This window comes from Aliidiomarina sanyensis, from assembly GCF_003987175.1.
GTDB classification, from domain to species: Bacteria; Pseudomonadota; Gammaproteobacteria; order Enterobacterales; family Alteromonadaceae; genus Aliidiomarina; species Aliidiomarina sanyensis.
The window spans coordinates 30,806-46,401 of sequence record NZ_PIPM01000015.1 but is presented as its reverse complement, the minus strand read 5'-3'; the positions used below and the strand labels follow the sequence as shown (position 1 = coordinate 46,401).

Annotated in this window: 12 protein-coding genes; 1 reads left to right on the top strand and 11 read right to left on the bottom strand. The window is 46.6% G+C overall.

Annotated features, from left to right (window positions below; translation table 11 throughout):
- Nucleotides 1–338: 338 nt before the first annotated feature.
- From CWE11_RS10680 to CWE11_RS10630, 10 genes are all read right to left on the bottom strand, one after another.
- Nucleotides 339–1,184 carry a hypothetical protein gene (locus CWE11_RS10680; RefSeq protein ID WP_126777616.1) on the bottom strand — a complete coding sequence of 282 codons (846 nt, stop codon included), beginning with the start codon at nt 1,182–1,184 and terminating at the stop codon, nt 339–341.
- Complete coding sequence (locus tag CWE11_RS10675; protein WP_126777615.1) at nt 1,177–1,911, bottom strand: M48 family metallopeptidase; 735 nt, start codon at nt 1,909–1,911, stop codon at nt 1,177–1,179. The genes CWE11_RS10680 and CWE11_RS10675 overlap by 8 nt, the downstream gene beginning before the upstream one ends.
- Entirely contained in the window at nt 1,911–5,192 is a 3,282-nt protein-coding gene (locus CWE11_RS10670) for a type I restriction endonuclease subunit R (protein WP_126777614.1), read from the bottom strand. Before CWE11_RS10670 ends, CWE11_RS10675 begins: the two co-directional genes overlap by 1 nt.
- A gap of 72 nt (nt 5,193–5,264) precedes the next feature.
- On the bottom strand, nt 5,265–6,212 hold the full coding sequence (locus CWE11_RS10665; protein ID WP_126777613.1) for an Abi family protein: 948 nt from the start codon (nt 6,210–6,212) through the stop codon (nt 5,265–5,267).
- A gap of 285 nt (nt 6,213–6,497) precedes the next feature.
- Nucleotides 6,498–7,199, bottom strand: coding sequence for a UPF0149 family protein (locus tag CWE11_RS10660; protein WP_241971782.1), 702 nt, complete (start codon nt 7,197–7,199; stop codon nt 6,498–6,500).
- A 352-nt stretch (nt 7,200–7,551) separates the two neighbouring features.
- A complete protein-coding gene (locus CWE11_RS10650; protein ID WP_126777610.1) occupies nt 7,552–8,919 on the bottom strand; it encodes a KAP family P-loop NTPase fold protein in 1,368 nt (455 codons plus the stop codon).
- Nucleotides 8,916–10,172 carry a restriction endonuclease subunit S gene (locus CWE11_RS10645; RefSeq protein WP_126777609.1) on the bottom strand — a complete coding sequence of 419 codons (1,257 nt, stop codon included), beginning with the start codon at nt 10,170–10,172 and terminating at the stop codon, nt 8,916–8,918. The genes CWE11_RS10650 and CWE11_RS10645 overlap by 4 nt, the downstream gene beginning before the upstream one ends.
- Nucleotides 10,162–11,700 carry a type I restriction-modification system subunit M gene (locus CWE11_RS10640; RefSeq protein WP_126777608.1) on the bottom strand — a complete coding sequence of 513 codons (1,539 nt, stop codon included), beginning with the start codon at nt 11,698–11,700 and terminating at the stop codon, nt 10,162–10,164. The genes CWE11_RS10645 and CWE11_RS10640 overlap by 11 nt, the downstream gene beginning before the upstream one ends.
- A 1-nt stretch (nt 11,701) precedes the next feature.
- Nucleotides 11,702–12,331 carry a restriction endonuclease subunit S gene (locus CWE11_RS10635; RefSeq protein ID WP_126777607.1) on the bottom strand — a complete coding sequence of 210 codons (630 nt, stop codon included), beginning with the start codon at nt 12,329–12,331 and terminating at the stop codon, nt 11,702–11,704.
- Between the two features lie 37 nt (nt 12,332–12,368).
- Complete coding sequence (locus tag CWE11_RS10630) at nt 12,369–12,653, bottom strand: DUF3884 family protein (RefSeq protein WP_126777606.1); 285 nt, start codon at nt 12,651–12,653, stop codon at nt 12,369–12,371.
- A 340-nt stretch (nt 12,654–12,993) separates the two neighbouring features.
- Between CWE11_RS10630 and CWE11_RS10625 the strand changes: the two genes are divergently transcribed.
- Complete coding sequence (locus CWE11_RS10625) at nt 12,994–13,695, top strand: NYN domain-containing protein (RefSeq protein ID WP_126777605.1); 702 nt, start codon at nt 12,994–12,996, stop codon at nt 13,693–13,695.
- Nucleotides 13,696–13,764: 69 nt separating this feature from the next.
- Here the strand turns inward: CWE11_RS10625 and glmS are convergent, their stop codons facing one another.
- Nucleotides 13,765–15,594, bottom strand: a complete 1,830-nt coding sequence (glmS, locus tag CWE11_RS10620; protein ID WP_126777604.1) for a glutamine--fructose-6-phosphate transaminase (isomerizing) — start codon at nt 15,592–15,594, stop codon at nt 13,765–13,767.
- Nucleotides 15,595–15,596 lie beyond the last annotated feature (2 nt).

The window sequence follows — 15,596 nt, the reverse complement described above, 5'->3', positions numbered from 1 at the left end:
CAGGCTTCAAAAAAGTGGACGATGCCCATACGCAACTGGAAACCGGCAATGGCGCAGTTCGAGATTATGTATCAGGATCGGATTTAACAGTGCAATCAGCCATTTACACAAAATCTTTTACAGTCTCGGCATAGGCGTAACGATGAAAACCGTGAGAATTTTCTTAGTGAGCGTTGCTGTAACTGTGGCGTAGTAATAAAGTTTCATACTCGTCGGGCTGTAAGTTACTGATTTTTCGTTATCGAGATTTAGCACTAAAAAAATAAAGTATCATACTAGATGGTAGTTCTTGGTCTGGACAGGCCGAAAACTGAGTAATAAAGTATCATACTCATGCTTCATTTTATCATTGGCTCCATCTTCTCAATCAGTGACGCTGATGCGTCACAAACTTTGATCACCGATTTGCTGATTCTGCTGCGAATTATCTCGCCTCTTACAGCGAATGCAGGGCCTGCTAAATATTGTTTCGACAATCTAGCATCCTCTAGCTCTTCTAAGTACAAATCGGGAATACCGCCTTCCTCTAGGTAGCGAATAATCAAATATCGAAGCTTTGATATTTTAACCGCATAGTAATGCAGATCTATTCGTAAGGTTTCCTCCATTAAACCCGTTGTATCAAAGTAGTCATTCCAATCTCTGCGAACGAGAATAACTCTGTCAAATGAATTCCCCGGCGCCCAATCTCTCAGCCCACCATGAAAGAAATCCCAGTATGTCATTGTTGTGGTGATCGTCTTCTCTTTACCTTTGCCTTTGCCTTCAAAAAACATGGGCTGCTCAATCGAAAAGCTTTTGTTCTTGAGTTCTAATTCCGCGAGTACGGCTGATATTGCGGCTCGGTACTCACTGAGTGTAAATGCTTTTGTATTAGCTCTCAGCGCCTCGCTACTAGCTTGCCATTGGATAATGGTCGACCATACCAATATCGACAGGGTGCCTAGTGCCAAAAGTACACCCAACGTACCGCTTATGTAGCCACCAAAATGCGCCATATCAATAGGCTCTCTAGCCCAGACCCATTCGTTACGCACTGCGAAAGCAATGTAAGCTGCGATCGACAGGACAATGGCAATAATCGAAATTACAGCAATAGCTTTTGCACCCAAGATTAGCGAATCGATAGTCTTTTGTTGGTTATCGGGTTGGGCTAAGTTTTCGTCTCTTTGTTCATTACTCATTGAAAACCCTCCCAGCCATACGATCCAACCGCTGCTTCACCGCTTCCCACTTCGGCATTACTTGCCCCATGAGCCGGTAAAATCGTTCGCTATGGTTGTGCTCTGCGATATGGCAAAGCTCGTGCAAAATCACATAATCAATGCATTCTCTAGGAGCTTTCACGAGCAGTGGGTTTAAGGTGATGCGTCCTTTTGGCGAACAGCTTCCCCACTGAGTTTGCATGGTCTGCACTCGAATTGGCGGGCGTTGTTCAACCCAAAGGGCTTGTTCTAAAACTGCGCTAAGCCGCTTTTGAAAGAGCTCTTTAGCGCGTGCTTTGTAGAATTCCTCTAGCGCCAACTTCACGCGTTCGGGTTCGTTTTCGCGAACACTTACCTGTATTTGACCGCGTAACAATTTGGCGGAGCGGGGCAGGTGAGGGTTAACTTCAACTTTAAGCACATACTGCTTGCCTAAATAATAGTGGCTCTCACCGCTTACATAGCTACGAGGGGTAATATGCTCAAGTTGCTGCCGAAAGTCCCGCAGCTGCTCATAAACCCACCGTCCGCGCTTACGAACCGCTTTTAGTACCTCTTGATCGCTTGATTCTGCGGGTGCTAACACCTCAACGGTGCAATCTGGCTTTACTTTAATCACAACCTTCTGAGCGGAGCTTTTACTGGCTCGACGACTAAAGGGAATCCATTCATCGCCGTAATGAAACCCCTGTATGGCGACATTCATTAGCTGTCCAACCGGCCAACACGCACTATCTGCACAATAGACTCGACAATGCGTTTGGCTTGGTCAATGCCGCCACCCAAGCCCTTACACTCCGAAAAGATAATCGGCAGTAACTTCTTGCGCACATCGGCTTCGATATTTTGTGGGTTAATGGAGTTTTCAGAAACAGCTTGACCCACCACCTCATCTACCTGAAAAGCAAGTTTTGTCCATTTTTCTTGGGTAGTTTCGTCCATTAGCGCAAAGGCATCCGGAAGGTTTTGCTTAAACACACCGTAGTAGCCCTGTGCATGCTTGTTGGTAGCGAACACCTCGGGCATATCGTCAAGCTTGCGCGCCTGCACCTGCTCTTCAAACTCGTGGAACAGCATGTACTGCTTTAAGGGGTGATCAAACAGCTTCTCGGCTTCCTCAATGGCTTGGCGCAGCAACTTAGAAAATGCTTCTTGCGCATAAGGGTCATCACGCAGCTCTTGCTCAATCATTTTCGTAACGCGGGTTTTAATAATGTCGGTTTCGTTGCGGGTTTTCTCTTCGCTCCACTCATCCGGCTTTTGCTGTTGCCCCATCTTGCCCACTTCATACACACCTTCAGAATCTCGTACACCAACACCCACCACATGCTTGTCCAGCAGCTTTTTCACATCCGCCGCATAATGGTCATAGCTCACGCGCTCACCAGCGTCTTGCTGCACCACTTGGCGCAGGCTAGAAAGCTGCTTCACGGTTTCTTTGTATAACGCACGGTCTTTGTCGGTAAAGCTCTTGTCGTCAAAGAAGGTTTTCGATTGCAGCGCTACTTTCAAGCAACTGGCAAAATCGCTGAGTGCCTCGTAAAAATCTTCGCGGGTTTTCATGTTTACATCGACAAATTCACTACTTCTCTCTTCCATGCGAGGTAAGAGCACATGCTTTAGCGCTTCAATGTCTGACTTATTTTTTACGCCATCGAAAATGCTCCACAAGCGCTTATAAAGCTGCGGCAAACGTTTATACTCTGTACTCATCTGCTGGTACAAACCATCAATGTCATTGATGTCGTAACCTCCTTGAGTGCGCGAGGCGAGATCTTGATAGTCTTGAATGGTGGTATCGAGCTCAGCAAGAATGCCGCGATAATCAATTAACAAACCGAACTTCTTATCTGGGTGTAAACGGTTCACTCGCGCTATGGCCTGAATCAGGTTGTGGCCTTTCAACGGCTTGTCGATATAGAGCACCGCATTTCGAGGCTCATCAAAGCCTGTTAATAGCTTATCAACCACAATCAGAAGTTTTAATTTCGGATCATTGGCAAAGCGCTCTATTAAGTGTTTGGTATAGGTTTGCTCGTCGCTGCTGCCAACGGTTTCTTTCCACCACTTGGTAATTTCAGGGGCGCTTTCTTCATCTACCGCAGTATTCCCTTCACGCGTATCCGGCGAGCTCATCACCACGGCCGATTCAAACAAACCCAGCTCGTCCAAGAAGCATTTGTACTTAATCGCCGCAGCTCTCGAGTCGCAACACAGTTGGCCTTTTAATGTGTCGCCAATGTTCTTATCGAAATGGTGTGCAATGTCGTAAGCAATTAGACGAATGCGATCATCGGCACCATACACTTGCCCACGTTTCGCAAATTTCTTTTTCAAGTCAGTTTTCTGCTCGTCGCTCAAGCCTTCGGTAATGCGGTCAAACCATGCGTCAATCGCGCGCTCATTCACATCTAAATCTGGCACACGCTCTTCATATAAAAGTGGCGTTACGGTCTTATCCTCCACCGCTCGTTGCATGGTGTAAGCATGCACAATAGGGCCAAATTTATTTGTCGTTTTATCGTCTTTCAGCAGCGGCGTACCGGTAAATGCCACAAACGCAGCCTTGGGTAATGCCTGTTCCATGCGAATACTGTTTTCGCCACCTTGGCTGCGATGCCCTTCATCAATCAGTACAATAATATCGGCACTGGGGTTGAAGCATTCTTTGAGCTTGGTCGCAGAGTTAAACTTTTGAATAAGGGTAAACACAATTCGCTCGTGGCCCTTGCCAATTTGCTCCGCTAAACGCTTACCCGAGGTGGCCATCGCTGCCTCCCGATCTTTTTTGCTGGCAAGCTCACCACCTGAAGCAAAAGTTTTCGACAGTTGGCTCTCTAAATCCACCCGATCCGTCACGACCACCACACGGCACTGTTTCAGAGCTTCATGCAAAATCAAAGTTTTCGATAAAAACACCATGGTGAAGGATTTGCCTGAGCCAGTGGTATGCCAAATTACACCTCCTTCACGACCGCCATTGCGTTTACGCATTTGAATGCGCTCAATTAAACGTTTAATGCCAAATACTTGTTGATAGCGCCCAACAATTTTTCCGACCTTTTTATCGAAAATAGTGAAATAGCGAATCATGTCGAACAGACGTTGGCGTGAGAGCAAGCTAATTAACAGGCGATCTTGCCCCGATAGCATCAACTCGCCACCTGCCACTAAGTTTTTATACCAGGCTAGATCACCAGGAAGTCGATGAGCGAACAAACGATGGGTATCTGCCTCGCTTTGGGTTTTATTTTTCAGCGCGAGCATTTCCGTGTCGGCAATGTCTTCTTCACGCCACGCTGCCCAAAACTTCTCCGGGGTTTCAACCGTGCCATAACGACCATCGCTGCCATTAATGGAAAGCAGCAGCTGAGAGTAAGCAAATAAATGGGGGATTTCATCGGGCCGTTGGTTACGCAAGCTTTGCGAAATACCTTCTAACACCGTAGGGCCTTTTTGCGCATTACCATCTGGCCGCTTAGCTTCAATCACTACCAGCGGAAGCCCATTTACGAAACACACAATATCAGGCCGCCGCGAATCAAGCCCATTCGCGCGAGTTACGGAATACTCTTCAGTAAAATGAAATTGATTGTTCGCTAGGCTGTGCCAATCAATCAGCTGAATGGTAGGGCTTACCTTTTTACCATCGACAAATTCGGTAACCGACATGCCATACATCAAGTGGTTATAAATCTGCTCATTGGCATGGCGCAGCCCTTCGTTTAGCGCCGGCGAGCATATATGAGAAATAATGTTGTCGATAGAGTTATTCGACAGCGAGTGCGCAACACCCGCATGCACAAAAGTGCGCTTGGCGAGAGTTTCGCGCAGTACATCTCGCAACACCACTTGGTCTTGCTTGCCACCACGCAGGGCCAACGCCTCACTTGGCGCCAAAAACGCCCACCCCAAATTCGCCAATAACGCCATGGCTGGAATTTTGGCAGCATATTCTTCCTGAAACTTCGGGGTGTAGCGTTCCATTACCAGTACTCCGGTTTTTTTATTGGTTTTTTCACTGTCGGTATCATGTCGCTTTGTTCTGTCTACATTAAACTACTTGAACCAAAATTCGTCCTCAAGCCAATCGTTTGGTATACCGTAAAAACCTTCCGCGTTATCAATCTCATCGACAATATCAAATAGTTGGTCAAGCCATACGGTATTGCCCGAGAATTGCTTTAACAAATACCACGTTACGCCAAAATAATTAAATAAACAGGGCTCTTTTTGTCTTGGGAGATCCTTATCTCCGGCGGGTTGCAATGGTAAATGTCGCATCGCTAATCGCCCATGATGCGCGCACAAATTCCGTAAATAAGTTAACGAGTGCAACCATGATTCAAGAGTCGGTGGCGACAAATCGAGTTGTCTTGAAATCGATTTTCTAGTCTTACTTTCTTGAAAGTGTTGAAACAGTAGCGACCAAGACCCTAAAGAAAGCACTTCAGCAATCATCCAGCCCGGCGGAAACTCAGGAGAATCATAGTTCGTATAGTAATGATTTATAAACTGATCGCGAAGCCGCTGTCTTTCACTACCTAGTTCCGCTGATTGGGAAGTCGCCAATTTAATCTTGTTTAGAAAGCTACTATGCTTAAATTTGTCACTTTCAACAAAAAGCGTTTGGTCTAAAAACCAATGTGCCTTCTGTGTCCTAATGCACAGTGTATGATTTATTAGATTTCGAATACCAATTTCTATTTCAGCCAAAGCAGCGAGGAGTACTTGGCGTAAGCGAAGATCGTGATCGTAGAGGGCGATAATTTGCTGAAAGTTAGCACTAGATGCATAAACGCCCGTACGTTGACCTCGGCTGTTATATTCCTCGAACGGCAGCCCATACCCCACAAACCGATAATAGCCTATTCTTTTTAACTGCTCAGCGGCATATTCGGAGTCGCCGACCGTTAATCCCTTTCGCCTTAATTTTCCAATCAGGTCAGGATAATCGAAGGGAATTTTTTGGAATTCGCGCAAAGGCGGAGAGGGAAGATTAGCCATAAAAAAACCCGCACTGGTACGCTTGAGTCAGAGGCGCTGCGGGTGTTGTTACCCGACAATATAGCCCCGACAGGTTAATTTTGCAAACTTCACTGCAATACTGAGGCATATGTCCATCAGCACATGCGATAATTTTCATGCAAGTTCCTTATGCCAGAAATGAAAAAACCGCCGAGAGGCGGTTTTTTCGCCCCAAATCGAAGCCAATTGTATGACAGCTATAAGGGGTGAGTCGTGCGATAAGTATAGAAAGAACCCCTTCCCATGTCAATGTTCAAATTTCCATCAATGCAAACAACATTGCTTATATTTTTTGCCGCTGCCACAAGGGCATAGCTCATTTCTGCCTATTTTAGGCAAACTGACAACAGGGCTCTGCACCGTCGATTTCGTCATAGCACTAGGGTGAAGGTGCTGACGTTGATTTAACCAGTAGGCATGTATCATTTCGGCGCCTAACTCTAGCAACGAAACATGGGATTGGTGCTCTTTTAAGCTTAGCGCTTCAATCTTGTCGAAATGCTCTTCTTTTCCATGCAGGGCAATAAGTGCAAGGGCTTGCTCAGGCTCTTTCGACATTTCTGGCCAGTTGCCTAAATCGACACCACGCATATATCCAAAACACCACTCCTCAACAATGAATACCTGCTGCTTTGATTGTGTTCTCGCTTTAAACAGTGCCGAGAATTCACCCGTATTTTTCGTCATCAACATGTCAACAATGCAGTTCATGTGGCGGATAACTAATGAAATAAAGCGCTTAAACTCGTCTTCGCTTTCCCAGTTCGGGCTATGCGCCTCACCGCCCCAAATAGCCGGCATCCATACACTCGGCGGAATCATATCCGGGCCCGATACCACCGCCGTTAAAAAGCCATCCAGCTCGGAAGCATCAAGTACGGCTTCATCGTGGCCATATTTGTCGAGCATCGCTTCAATAAACTCAAACTCTTCGTCCGACAAATACCCTTGCGGTTGTTCGTTCATATTACTCACTTTTGTTTCCTTTGATTGGTTCTCTTTGCGCCAATACATCGCGCTCGTTACAAGTTAAGAATTCGTCTAATTTAGTGACGCAGTCTCACAGAAACACTCGTTTGTTGCGCAAAGCTAGACCCGTAATCCTCACAAGTTGAACGTTCATCCAGTTCAACGTCTTCGTAAACCGATCGTATATGCTGCGTAATCGCTTGCGGTGTTACTTGGAAGAGTTCAGCGATAGTGGCTTGAGGAAGCCAAAGAGTATCGCCTTCAAATCGGCATTGAGTTTGAACGCGACCGTCTCCTACTGAAAACAGAATAAAGTTGTCGGTATTCGCACCCTTATGCAAATCGTCCGTCATGCTCTAGCTCCAAGGCTGAAAGTCATAATGGCATCGCGAAGCACTTCCAACAGTTGTCCCTCATACAAGCCTCTAATACCAAACCAATCGCGTTTAGCTCTCGTGACGTCGGATACTTTATTTTCGCTCTGTTCATCTGCTGAGGTTGTACCTTCTATATCCTGCAGTATAAGACCTGTGATGGTACAAATCGTATCTGAATCTGCCTTTCTGACTTCGGTAACTTCGATGAAGCTCTCGCCCAATGCCTTGACTATCGACTCTTCACTTAGCTTTCGCGCTCGAATTGACCCGGCTAACTCAATATGAAAGCAATACACAAATACTCCAAAGATCCGGATTAATGCAAAACCAAAAGGGTCTCGATCGTTCAATCCACCAGTGAGTTGATGATAGATTTCTAAATGGCGTACAAAGGTTTCGACTTCACGCAATGAACAGCTTTTGCGAGATACTAGCTCTTTCGCAAACTCTGTTACCTTATTTTGCTCTGTTGCAAGCCGAGTGCCTTCCAATGTTTTACTCTTAGCAAGTGCTGCGACTAAATACTCAACAGATGCTCGGCGCTCCCTCTGGTACGAGTCACCTGTGCGTCTGTAGTTTTCCGGCAACACACAGCGGAACTTAATAAACTTATCAAGATATCGCTCGGCTTCTACGCCTGCGCCGTAAGCGTGGTTGATGGCAGCCTTCAATTGCTTCATGTTCGTCACAAGCACGAATTGAATACCCGACACATCGAAGGTATGTTTAATCAACTCCAGCATTTCTACGGCAAAATCAGGTCGGCAACGATCGAGCTCATCAATAAAAATTACGATTGGATGATCTTTAGCGACTGCTTCGAGCGTTTTCTGTAATGCTTTGATGTTCGTCTCGGCCTCCTCATGATCTTTAAGCATCGAGTGAACAGCGGAATCGATAACTTCATCAGCGGCTTTATCGAGCTCTCTCGCGACCTCAGCTTGAAGCGTTTCGGAATCCGTACGCAATAGATGACTCACAAAAGCTTTGCCGGCTACTTTGACGCCTAAGCGCAGAACTGGTAACGCTTTGTCTCTCAGGCTTTGTTTTTCTGCTTTATCCACCAGTGATAAGACAGCACTTAAAATGGTCATCAGTGGGTTGTCGGCATGGTCTGCCTTGAATGCATCCACATAGACGGCGCGATAGTCTGTCTGGTTTTCCAGCTTATGTTTAAGCTTGGTACAAAATTCAGTTTTCCCAGTACCCCAATCTCCATCAATTACTAGGGGAGAAATTTCGATTTCAGACGTCAACAGGTTAATGAGTTGGTCCGCGATAGGCTCACGCTGAAACTCATCGCGGGTTGCAAAAGTCATCGCTTCAACAAGTTCTGTCATGCCGCCACCTCATCAACTTTCACGCGGCGCTTGCCTGTTAGGAGTTGTTGCATCAGGGCTTTTTTCTCTTGTTTTAAGGCATCGAGCTTTTGTTGTAAGGCAGAGATTTCCTGCTCGGCGCTGGAAAGCACTGTGGCGATTTTTTGTTGCTCCTCTATTGAAGCTGGCACCCAGATTTTCTCCTTCAGGAAAAGTTTGAAATTGAATGTCATCTTCTCAATATGAACACCGTAGCTACATAGAAATGCTATGTGATACATCAACTTCTGTTTGGCAAACCACGCAAAGAAGTGAATATCTAACTTGCACTCATCTTTGGGAATGAGACTGATGTACGAATCAGAGACATGAAAACCATCAAATTCATTAGAAACCAAACCAGCGGCACCATGAACGATTTGCATTTTTGAAATAAGAAAGTCGCCAGAATGAGCTACATTCATCTTCTTAGTCAGAATATCTGATCCCTTGAGAACTTCCCTTAATACAACGCCTTCTGAGCGCCGCTTCACGCTGAGTAGCTTGTATTCCGCATCATCATCCCAATCGACAGGGCGTTTCACCTCTTTCAAAACTCTTCCAATCTCTACCACCTTCCACTCACCACTAAATCTATCCCCATTCTTATTCAACAATCGCTTTTTGCCGGTGAGCAATTGTTGCATCAAGGCTTTTTTTTGCTGCTGGCTGTTGGCAAGCAGTTGCTCAGTAGTGGTAATGGCCTTATCCCAAGTGGAAAGGATTTGGGCGATTTTTTTTTGTTCTGGAAGTGGTGGCACTAACAAAGATAAATTTAAAACATCTGATTTTGTGATGTTCTTCATGCTCCCGCTAGTACCTGTACCGAGGTTTGACAACCTATATCTGGTGTGAGCTGAACCAAACCAGTATGCTAACCATCTCACCTCAACAACTTTGTTTTTGGTTTTTATTTGCCAAAGCCTGTCCGGTAGATAAGTATTATTAAGAGCAGTCTCCACATAAGCATTCGCCCCGACTAATGCTGGAGTATTCATTCGACTAATAATGATGGAATTTGCTATCACTGGCTCTCGAAGCCTCGCAATCTCTGACTGCTCGATTACTGACTTGGTTTCATCACTTTTAAAATAACCATGTGAAACACAACTTGTTTTAAGTATTTTATGTGTAGCATTTTCATTACCATCGTCTTCAGAGTTCACAGAAACGCCTGAATCTAGGCTCCTGACTAACCCTTTGACATACTCTTCCGTCCACCCCTCAGGCACCATAACCCAACTCCTCCAGATACTTCGCCATCTGGTCTTCTAGTTCATCAAGTTCGGCCTTTAACTTCATACGCTCAGCGCGAACTTCCATGAGGTCAATTTCTTCCTCTTCCTCAAAGGTATCCACATAGCGTGGAATGTTGAGGTTGTAATCGTTCTCTTGAATCTCTTCTAGGCTGGCTAGGTAAGCGTATTTGTCGACAGTTGCGCGCGCACGGTAGGTATCAACGATTTTCTGAATATTCTCCTCGCTAAGCTGGTTCTGGTTTTTACCCGATTTGAACTCGCGCGAGGCATCGATAAATAACACTTTTTCGTTATCTTTGTTTTTCTTGAAGAGCAAAATAGCAGCAGGAATACCCGTGCCGTAAAACAGTTTTTCCGGTAAACCAATCACTGCATCGAGTAGGTTCTCATCAATGAGCTGCTTACGAATTTTACCTTCTGAAGAACCGCGGAAAAGTACGCCATGGGGCACCACTACACCCATACGCCCGCCGTGTTTCGATGACGAGCCCGGTTTTAGGGTTTCGATCATGTGCAGAATGAAGGCGTAATCACCTTTAGTTTTGGGCGGAATGCCGCGACGAAAGCGCCCAAACTTATCGTTTTCGGCGTCACCATGGCCCCATTTGTCTAAGCTAAAGGGTGGGTTCGCGGTAACGATATCAAACAGCATAAGGTCGCCATTTTTATCGAGCAGCTTGGGGTTACGAATCGTATCGCCCCATTCAATTTTGTGGTTATCTTCCCCATGCAGGAACATGTTCATTTTGGCCAGCGACCAGGTCGAACCAATGGCTTCTTGCCCATACAAGGCGTACTGCTTGCTGCCGTGGTTAGAAACGACCTTGCGGCCACACTTCATCAAGAGTGAACCAGAACCACAAGCAGGATCACAAATGCTGTCGCCCGGTTGCGGGTCGAGTAATTCGGCGATTAAATCTGACACCTCGGGCGGAGTATAAAACTCACCGGCTTTTTGTCCGCCGCTGGCGGCAAAGTTTTTAATCAGGTATTCGTAAGCGTTCCCGATCACATCCAGCGTGCCAACGCGGCTAGGTTTAAGGTTTAGCTCAGGTTTAGCGAAATCTTCAAGTAAGTGGCGCAGTATGTCGTTCTTTTGCTTTTCTTCGCCCAGCTTATCGGTGTTAAAGCTGATATCTTGGAACACGCTTTTGCCAGCGTCTTTGAGTTTGGTGCCGTTAGCTTCTTCAATAGCATGCAACGCTTGGTCAATGCGCTCACCGTTACCTGGCTCATAGCGGCGCTCGTACAAAGCATAAAAGCTCGCTTCGCGTGGTAATACGAAGCGCTCATTTTTCATTAGTTCTTCTATTAACTCAGGCACATCGCCATGTTCAGCTTGGTACTGGTCGTAATGGTCTTGCCACACGTCTGAGATGTACTTTAAGAACAATGTGGTGAGAATGAAGTCTTTATAGGTATCTGCGCTCACGGTGCCGCGGAAAGTATCGCAGGCATTCCAAAGGGCTTTGTTGATTGAATCTTGATTGATTTTGTTGTTCATATTAATTCGTCTCCTTGAGTAATTGCTGCAGCACACCGGTTATCATTGCTTCGCGGTTCGCGAGTAGGGCGTGCGTAAGCTGCTGTTCCCTTTTCCACATGGTGTCCAACGTTAGAATTTGGTTTTGCTTTTTTAGTGTTGGCAACGGAATGTGTACCTGTTTCACCGCCGATGTTTTCAATAGCATGATATTGGTGCCTTGGCTTTCACCAACCAACAAGCGCTGTGTACTTGCTTCATTCAATATCCAACAAAGGAAATCGGCTGACACCTTATTCTTATGGCTTTCTTTCACAGTAATCACCAAAAACTGACTACTCACCACCACGGGTAAACCGTTTTGGCTGGGTGCGATTTTAAAAGCCTTAAGAAAACTGCCTTTCGAGGGCAATATAATGCTATCAGCTTCAACAAATGCTTTAGGCTTACCTTGCCAGTTTATTTGCGGTAGGTCACTAGGTGTAATAGCTACGGACTGCGTTTCATCCCAGACTTTACGGGTATCTTTGAGTTGAACAATATGCGCGTTCCCATTTTTCACTTCATCTACACGTTCGCGAAAAGTAAAGCCCATACGAACGTCTGCGATGCTTCCGAGTGGCACCGTATTCGAAATTAATTTGTTTGTCATTAGTCCTCCTTGGATGCGCCTTCCTTGGCGCCTGATTTTATGCTGCGTTACTAAGCGTGCTTTTCAACCAGCTATTTAAAGTGCCATCTTGATCAAGATTATCCCAAGCGGCCTCTCCAGTTAGGCGGGTGACAAGCAGCCCATCATCGTGATCCATCACTGCTGCAAGTGCGTTGCGTATTTGAGCGGCTGTCATGTTTGATTCAATTATCCAGCAGGAATTGAGCACATGAGCCCAGTTCCCTAGTGACTGAATTTTCTCGTGAAGTCGCTCGTAATCACGCTGATTTCTTAGGTCATAATTTATCTGATATACTTTCATCGTGTATTTACCTCTTAACTTTTGAAGGGTTAGTGGTTGATGACAGCATTGGCAGGTTGCCCCCTGCCAATGCGCCTTCCTTTTATCGAAATCACTGCCGATTAATTACAGTAAACCCGATACCGCAAAAGTAAACTGAGAAGTCCTTCTTGTCAAACTTTATTTTACAGTACCTCCCCTACTGGGAAATAGCTGCGTTATAAGGTAGTAGTTTGCGACGAACGACTTTGCGCTTCTTTGGCTCTGTGAGTTACTATTTAGTTACATCTCGCTCTCGGCGACTCCTCCCAACATCTGGGAAGTGACGACCCGGGAGCGTTTTAGTTTAAGGAAACTACTAATGGCTAAAAGGACAGTAGCAATATTCGTTGATGCCGGTTTCTTCTCTAGGAAATTCACTAAACTGGCAGATCCATCTATGTCGGAAGCGCCTGATAGATTAGCTAAAGCTATGTGGCACTACTGGATTAAGCATGTCGACAGAAAAAATGGTGAAGAGCTATACAGAATTTACTACTACGATTGCCCTCCCCTTAGTCATAAAGCCCATCACCCAATAACCAATCAGCTCATCGATTTCTCTAAAAGCGATATTACCCGGTATAACAGCGCGTTACATGAAGCCTTACTAAGGCAACCATACGTAGCTAGTCGAATGGGGAAGCTAAGTACTACTGGCAATGAGTGGGGATTTATCCGAAAGGATAAAATTCATAACTTCAATAAGCTAATACGCGGTGAAATAAACACCAGCCAGATCGATCCTAACAATGTATCAATCAGGCCTATTCAAAAAGGCGTTGATATGAAGCTAGGGATAGATATTGCCAGCGTAGTTCTGAAAAAACTTGCCGATAAAATAGTCCTCATCTCCGGCGACAGCGATTTTGTGCCTGCCGCCAAATTAGCGAGGATTGAAGGAGCTCACTTCATACTTGACTCCATGGGACTCAAGGTAAATGGCGATCTTGCCGAGCACATCGACGGATTAAAGACCTTTGCTCATAGAGTTTCGCCTCTAGGCACTCAAGAATCCGATTGATACTAGAAGTCTGAATAAGGCCGTAACATTTGCCGTATTCCCAAAACAAGGGCCTTGCGGCCCTTGTTTTTACTCCACGGTCACACTCTTCGCGAGGTTTCGCGGTTGATCCACATCGGTACCTTTGATGATGGCAACATAATAGCTCAGAAGCTGGAGGGGGAGGGTGTAGACGATCGGCGCCACAAGCTCATCCACATGGTCGAGGTTGATGACCCGCATCGTTTCGTCGCTCGCGAACTCAGCGTCGCGATCAGCGAAGACATACATGATGCCGCCCCGCGCGCGCACTTCTTCGACGTTTGATTTCAGCTTCTCAAGCAATTCGTTATTTGGTGCGACCACAATCACCGGCATCTCGGCGTCAATTAATGCCAGAGGACCATGTTTAAGCTCGCCTGCGGCATAAGCTTCCGCGTGAATGTAGCTGATTTCCTTCAACTTAAGCGCGCCTTCCATTGCAATCGGATATTGTTCACCCCGACCGAGGAACAAGCTGTGCTCTTTATCTGCAAACTCTTCCGCCAGTGCTTCAATCTCTTGGGTGATTTTGAGGGCGGCTTCTAAATGATTTGGCAACGTTGAGAGGGCATGGGCGATCCGCGCTTCGACATCACGATCAACACCGTTGTAGCGGCCTAAAGCTGCGACCAACATCAACAAACCGGCAAGCTGCGTGGTGAAGGCTTTTGTCGACGCCACCCCAATCTCTGCCCCGGCACGGGTCAAGAAAGACAGATCGGACTCACGGACCATGGACGAGGTTGCGACGTTACAAATGGTCAATGTCGAGCGATAGCCTAAGGTTTTCGCCAAGCGCAAAGCCGCTAGGGTGTCCGCGGTCTCACCGGACTGAGAAATAGTAACCAACAAACTGCCAGGGAACACGTGCGATTTGCGATAACGAAACTCAGAAGCAATCTCGACGTTACATGAAACCCCTGCATATTGCTCTAGCCAGTAACGGGCAACCATGCCCGCGTGATAGCTTGTTCCACAGGCTACGATCTGCACATGCTTCACGTCTTTGAAAATCGCTTCGGCTTCCTCACCAAACGCGTTGACTAATACTTTGTCGCCATTGACGCGGCCTTCGAGGGTGTTGCGCACCGCAAACGGCTGCTCATGAATTTCTTTGAGCATATAGTGGCGGTATTCACCTTTTCCACCCGCATCATATTGCAGATCAGACGTCACGACTTCGCGCGTGACTTCCTGCCCATCCACGTCAAAAATAGTGACGGCGTCACGCGTGACAGATGCGACATCCCCTTCTTCGAGGTACATAAATTCGCGAGTGACGGGCAGTAACGCGAGCTGATCGGAGGCAATGAAATTCTCACCAATCCCGAGGCCAATCACGAGCGGACTTCCTGAGCGGGCGACCACCAGCTCTCCTGGATAGCGCTTGTCCATGATCACGGTTCCATATGCACCTTCGAGTTGTTTCACCGTCGCTTTGAGCGCGTCCAGCAAACTCACCCCTTTCTCAAGCTCATGGTGCATCAAATGCGAGATCACTTCGGTGTCGGTTTGTGACAGGAACTCGTAACCAAGACCCTGGAGTTTTCTCCGCAGTGTCTCGTGGTTCTCGATAATTCCGTTATGCACGACCGCTAAAGTGCCATTGGAGAAATGCGGGTGGGCATTCGCCTCAGTCACACCACCATGGGTAGCCCAGCGTGTGTGCGCGATACCACTCTTGCCATTGATGCCGGTTTCATCGAGTGCATCCGCAAGTGCTTGCACTTTTCCCACGCGACGAATTTGTTGCAGGCCCTGTTCACTGGCCAGCGCCATACCCGCCGAATCGTATCCACGATACTCAAGGCGACGCAGGCCTTCCAAAAGAATACCCGCAACTCGACGCTCTGCCGTTGCTCCTACAATCCCGCACATCG